Genomic DNA, 5,572 nt, shown 5'->3' with positions numbered 1-5,572 from the left:
CTGCGTAGAGCTCGAAAATTTCGTATGGGCTTTGCAAAATTCTAGGAAACTGCTAGATGGCGCGGTCGGCTAAGTATCGCGGCGAAAACATATATAAAGGATAATAAAATGACCGATTATTTCGTAAGAAAAGAAAGCGCGATAAAATTAAATAAACTTTTGGGGTTAGATTCGACGGGAGATGAGCAGGATTGGGAGCTAGAATTAGCAGACATCGGCAAAATTACGTCAATGATAAATCTACTAGAAAATAAGACATTAAATTTCCACGACAAGATTGCTCTGTCGCATTTAATTGTCGCTTCGTTTGAGAAAGAGGATGAAGAGCTAGGCGCGGTAGACAAAGATAGGATTAAAATATTTGCCGACTTTCTGGACGATAACTTACAAATCAAAAATATCATACGAGAATATTGGATAGTTGCGTATGGGAATTTGAATAGAAATTTAGCCTATTTGATATTTGGGGATAAATAAAGATATTAAATTTGTGAAATTCTAAATATAAAATTAAGTATAAAGAAAAGATGGCTAAAATTTTGTCGAGATCGTCGATATAGGTAGAAATAAAGGATAAAATAATGCAGCCCAAAATTAGAAATTTATGCGTATCGTTAGAAAATAGAATTTTAAATCTACATCCTTTTAATCCCGAGCAAGTATGCTGCTGCATAGCGACATGGTTTATTGAAAATAAAATTTTGTTTCTTATGAAAGAATACGACGGCTGCGGTTTGAACGAACTTTTAAAGTTAAATTTTAAAGATTATCCTACCGAGCTATCGATTTACGGCGACGGAAAAGCGAAGGATCTCTTTGGCGCAAAGATCATCAAATCGGACAAATATCGCTTGATAAATAAAATTAAAGCGCTGAAAGATCAAAAGAGCTTAAGACTGGTCTACGAGGAATTAAACTCGATTGTATTTGATAGCTTGGTAGTTAGCGTGGATTTGGACTTGGCGTGCGAATGCCCGCAATGGTCGCCTAGCGATTATAGAGTTATGTTAAACGAAGCGACGGACGAAATCGTTTTCGCCTGTATAAACTGCGAGAAGAAATTTTATCCGCATACTCTTACCGAGTGCCAAATAGATTGTAATCTTACTATTCCTAAACGCGGATATTTTATCAATTAACTATTTCAATCATTTCTTTTTATAACCAACTTTGGTAGCCAAGAAAGAAGCGGGCGGCAAGGGCTCAAATTATTTAACCCAGTTTAATTTAACCCGCTCCGGCGCATTAAATTCCACGATCGATTTTAGCTAAGGCGCCCGGGCATTGCCAAGTCCGAGCGCCGTTAAATTTCAAATTTAAAACTGTCCGAAAAGATCGTTCAGCGCCTCGCTAATGCTTGGATGCGTAAAAATTTGGTTTTTGAAAAAATCCGCCTTCGCGCCCAGCGCCATTGCGATCGCCAGCTCATTAACGATCTCGTGCGCGTTTACGCAGTGAAGCGCCGCGCCTAAAATTTCGCCGCTAGCTGCGTCCACGACCGCTTTCATCATTCCCTCGTCGTGCGCTACGACCTTGGCGCCCGGCACCGCCGCCATCGAAAGCTTTAGCACCTTGATCTCGCGTCCGCTCGCTCTTGCTTTGCGTTCGCTAAGGCCGATGCGAGCTAGCGGCGTGCGGGTAAACAGCACGCTTGCATGCGGTGCGCGGTTTTTCGTAGTGCGCGCGCCGTCTCCGAAAAGCGCGCTAAAAATGATCCTAAAATCATCCAGGCTCGTGTAGGTAAACATCTCGCCGCCGCGCACGTCGCCTGCCGCGTAGATGCTCGCGGCCGAGCTTTGCAGATGCTCATTCGTGATGATATTGCCGTGCGCGTCCGTCTGCACCCCCGCAGCGGCTAAATTTAGCTCGCTCGTATTCGCGCGACGACCGAGGGCGTATAAAAACGCATCCGCCGCGACCGCCTTGCTCTCGCCCGCGAGGTTAAATTTTAGCTCCCCGCCCTTTAAGCTCAAAAACTCGCAGCCCTCGACGATCTCCACGCCTTGGGCTTGTAGAGCGGATTTGACGCTGGCAGCCACGTCCTCATCTTCGTTTTTCATAAATTTCGATCGCATAAGCACGCTAACTTTCGAGCCAAATCCCGCAAACATCGAGGCAAACTCAAGCCCGATAAATCCGCCGCCGATGATTACTAGATGCTTCGGCAGGATCTTTAAATTTAAAATTTCTTCGCTACTATAAGCGACCCCTGAGCTTACCTCAAAGCTAGGCTCGACCTCCCTCGAGCCCGTATTTACGACGATCGTTTCTGCTGAAATTTCACGCGTTTGTCCGTCAGGACTTAGCACGCGCACGGAATTCGCGCTCGTAAATGAGCCCTCGCCGTCGATTACGTCGATATTCGGGTTACCCTTTAGCATGGCTAAATTTTTCGCCCTCAGCGCCTCTACGAGCTCGTCCTTTTTCTGCATGCTCAGCACGAAATACTCTCCGAGCACGCTGAAATTTACGAAGCCTGCTTCCTTGCTCGCCGTAACTAGCCGCTTGGTCGGGATGCAGCCTACGTTGATGCAGGTGCCGCCGTACATCTGCGGCGAGCGCTCGATGAGAGCGACCTTTTTACCGAGCGCGGCGGATTTTGCGGCAAGGGTTTTGCCCGCCTTACCAAAGCCTATTACGATGATATCATAATCCATTTTTTATCCTTTTGATCTGAAATTTCGCGGGATTATAAGAGGTTTTATTAAATTTAAAATCTGAGCGGCGCAAATTTAAAGGCGCAGGCAAGTGGCGCGAAATTCCACGACGAAATTCTAACTTCGGCACGGAATTTAATACGGAAAATAAAATTTTGGCTCTAATCGTTTTAAAAATTCTGCGCCGATAGAATTGCAATTCTAAGCGCGGGATATGCGGCGTTTTATAGCGCTTGGTAACAGATAGAATCCAAGCTACAAAATTCTAAGCCCCAAACCGCTCATAAAATTTAAAGGCGCGAAAAACGCAGAATTTACGCTGTAAAATTCCGCCATTAGCGCTTTTTTACGCCGAGCAAAAACATATCGATGCGGTCCTTGATTAGCTCGCTCGCTTTAAAATTTAGCTTTTCGTCGAAAAATAGCAGCCTGCTAAAATGCGGCTCTCTAAGTAAAAAGCAAAAATATAGCGCTAGGCTTTTTGCCGTGCGTCCGGGCGCAAACTCGTCCGCATGCGCCGCCAAATACTCATCCAGCGCATTCGGCGAACCTAGCACGCCGCTTTTTAAAAAGATTTTTGGGCTCTGGCTAAGCGCGCCGTTAAAGCCGCTGAAAAGTATCAGCCGGTAGAATTTTATCGCTTCCGGAGCGAAAAGAAACTCCAGATAAATCCCTGCAAACTCCTGCAGATACTCACGCAATTTTAGGTCTTTATTGATTCGCATGCGCTCGTTCATTCGCTCGTCGAGCTTTTTACTTTGCAGTTCGATGATGCGCAAAAATAGGCTTTCTTTGTTATCAAAATACTTATAAACCGACGATAGCGAGCCGCCGCTAAGCTCGATGATATCGCTTAAGCTCGTAGCCTCGTAACCTTTGGCTAAAAACAGCTCCAGCGCCGCATCTAAAATGAGCTTACAGCGAATTTCGGATTTTTTATATTTAGGCGATTCGGGCATTTCGCCTCCTTTGAAATACTAAAATTTTTTGTAAGTGTATAAAAAATATACTTAATTAAGCAACATTATTGGGCTAAAATTTTAAAACCTCAGCAAAAAAATAATTTTACGCGGCTTTTGCAAGCGAAGCGAAATTTTATATCACGCAAGCGCAAGCGAGCGGAATTTATCGCGCGCCGGCTGCGGTAAGGCGGAATCTATCTTTGTAAACGAAGCGTTTAATGCCTATTTTAGGCAAATTTAGCAATAATTACCTAAAACGCTAAAAGGCATCTTTGTATGAAAAAAGTCTCGATCGGCGAAGCAGCCGAAATTTTAGGAATTTCAAAAGAAGCCGTCTATAACCGCATCCGCAGAAATTCCTTGCGCGCCGAGGAAAGCGGCGGCGTGCGCTACGTGCTTTTAGATGATGAAATGCAACAAAGCGAACCCGCTTCGCAAAGCTCTGCGAAAAGCTCGCGTACTGGCGGCGGGGCGGGTACTCAAAGCTTCATCGACTATCTGATCAAAGAGGTAGCCGAGCTAAAGGGTAAAATCGAAGCGCTGCAAAGCGACAAAGACAGGCTGCACAAGGAGAAAGAGGAAATTTTGATCGCCTCAAAAGAGGAGATCAAGCTGATGTATAAGGAACGCGACGAGAAGCTGGGGTATTTCTTGTCGTTTTTCGATAAGCCTCTCATCTCCGCTAAAAACCGCGAGGCCAAGCCCTTCGACGTCGAGGCAAAAGAGAAAACCTACGACGAGCGGGAGTGGACGAGCCTGGCTAAATTTATCAGATCGCTTAAGCGCAAAAAGCGCCCAAAAGCGCAAAGCCTAATCATCGAAAATATCGGCAAGAGCGAGTTTATCCGCGTCGAAGGAAACGAGCTTTTGATAAATCAAAGCTTAGATATAAAATCATTGAAAGGATCTAAATGAAACTACGCAAAATCGCTAGCTATGCGCTGGTAAGCGGCTTTGGGCTCGTTATGGCGGGCTCGTTAGCGGGCTGCGACGATAGGGGGCAGGAGCAAAATGTCCGTCTGCAAGAGGGCGCGCTCGTGCGGCTCGAAGAGATCGCGCCGGGAAAATATAAAATTTTAGAGGAATTTCCAAGCGAAAAGACCCAGATCATCTTAAAATCGCTCGACGGCACGGAGAGAATTTTAAGCGATGAGGAAACCAAAGCCCTTTTAGCCGAGGAAAACGCCAAAATCGACGCCGGCACTTCAAATTTAACCAACCAAAACGCGCAGCTTAGCGGCGGCGGCATGAGCCTGGGCGAAGCGATCTTGGCAAGCGCCGCGGGCGCCATCATCGGCTCGTGGATCGGCGGCAAGCTGTTTAACAACCCCGCCTATCAAAGCCAGCGCCAAACCGCCTACAAAAGCCCGAGCGCCTACTCTAGAAGCGTCGATAGCTTCAATCAAGCAAAGCAGCAAAACGCCAAGGCGCGAAGCGGCAAGAGCGGGTTTTTCGGCGGAAGTAAGAGCGGCAAGAGCGGCGGATTTTTCGGCGGCTAAGCGCGCTTTGAAATATACGGCGGCTCTGCGCAGCGGGTTAAATTTAGAGCGTAGAATTTTAAAATTTGCGCCAAATTTAGCATTGATTTGACGCCGATTTTGCAAAAACGCGCTGTAAAATTCGGCTAAATTTTACCGCTTCTGCCGCGCACGATCCGCGTCGTCTGCGTGCCGTTTAAATTTAGCCGCGAGCATCTTTTCGTGCGGCTAAAATTTACGCGCAATCGCCGCGATAATCTACGCTGATTAAATTTTGCCGTGCATCTTGCGCGCTTTAAATTTACGCGAAGCCGTATGCGTATCAAAACTAACAAAGGCCGCAAAGATCGCGGCGCAAATGAGTTAAAATTTTAAAAAAGGATAAAAATGCAACTAAAAAAGATAACGCCGTTAAGCAAAGAATATCTCGAAAAGCTCGGCTTTTACTGGCACACGGACGCCGACGAGACCTCTT

General features: G+C 46.1%; 6 protein-coding genes. 4 read left to right on the top strand and 2 right to left on the bottom strand.

From position 1 onward, the window contains the following. The first annotated feature begins 108 nt into the window (after positions 1-108). Both Q0140_RS11115 and Q0140_RS11110 read left to right on the top strand, forming a co-directional pair. A complete protein-coding gene (locus tag Q0140_RS11115; protein WP_297964583.1) occupies positions 109-477 on the top strand; it encodes a hypothetical protein in 369 nt (122 codons plus the stop codon). Positions 478-581: 104 nt separating this feature from the next. Further along, positions 582-1,139 carry a hypothetical protein gene (locus tag Q0140_RS11110; RefSeq protein ID WP_297964581.1) on the top strand — a complete coding sequence of 186 codons (558 nt, stop codon included), beginning with the start codon at positions 582-584 and terminating at the stop codon, positions 1,137-1,139. Between the two features lie 177 nt (positions 1,140-1,316). Here the strand turns inward: Q0140_RS11110 and Q0140_RS11105 are convergent, their stop codons facing one another. Next, on the bottom strand, positions 1,317-2,657 hold the full coding sequence (locus Q0140_RS11105; protein WP_297964579.1) for an FAD-dependent oxidoreductase: 1,341 nt from the start codon (positions 2,655-2,657) through the stop codon (positions 1,317-1,319). A 335-nt stretch (positions 2,658-2,992) separates the two neighbouring features. Beyond that, a complete protein-coding gene (locus tag Q0140_RS11100) occupies positions 2,993-3,616 on the bottom strand; it encodes a TetR/AcrR family transcriptional regulator (protein ID WP_050346358.1) in 624 nt (207 codons plus the stop codon). A 279-nt stretch (positions 3,617-3,895) separates the two neighbouring features. Between Q0140_RS11100 and Q0140_RS11095 the strand changes: the two genes are divergently transcribed. Together Q0140_RS11095 and Q0140_RS11090 are read left to right on the top strand one after the other, a co-directional pair. Beyond that, entirely contained in the window at positions 3,896-4,534 is a 639-nt protein-coding gene (locus tag Q0140_RS11095; RefSeq protein ID WP_297964576.1) for a helix-turn-helix domain-containing protein, read from the top strand. Next, positions 4,531-5,118, top strand: coding sequence for a UPF0323 family lipoprotein (locus Q0140_RS11090; RefSeq protein ID WP_297964574.1), 588 nt, complete (start codon positions 4,531-4,533; stop codon positions 5,116-5,118). The genes Q0140_RS11095 and Q0140_RS11090 overlap by 4 nt, the downstream gene beginning before the upstream one ends. Positions 5,119-5,572: the final 454 nt, after the last annotated feature.

Origin of the sequence: uncultured Campylobacter sp., assembly GCF_938045405.1 — a bacterium.
Classification (GTDB): Bacteria; Campylobacterota; Campylobacteria; order Campylobacterales; family Campylobacteraceae; genus Campylobacter_B.
This window is presented reverse-complemented; position numbering and strand designations above follow the sequence as displayed.

Coding starts and splice junctions, on each gene's coding strand:
- Q0140_RS11095 (WP_297964576.1), top strand. CDS start 3,896: ATGAAAAAAGTCTCGATCGGCGAAGCAGCCGAAATTTTAGGAATTTCA.
- Q0140_RS11115 (WP_297964583.1), top strand. CDS start 109: ATGACCGATTATTTCGTAAGAAAAGAAAGCGCGATAAAATTAAATAAA.
- Q0140_RS11110 (WP_297964581.1), top strand. CDS start 582: ATGCAGCCCAAAATTAGAAATTTATGCGTATCGTTAGAAAATAGAATT.
- Q0140_RS11090 (WP_297964574.1), top strand. CDS start 4,531: ATGAAACTACGCAAAATCGCTAGCTATGCGCTGGTAAGCGGCTTTGGG.
- Q0140_RS11105 (WP_297964579.1), bottom strand. CDS start 2,657: ATGGATTATGATATCATCGTAATAGGCTTTGGTAAGGCGGGCAAAACC.
- Q0140_RS11100 (WP_050346358.1), bottom strand. CDS start 3,616: ATGCCCGAATCGCCTAAATATAAAAAATCCGAAATTCGCTGTAAGCTC.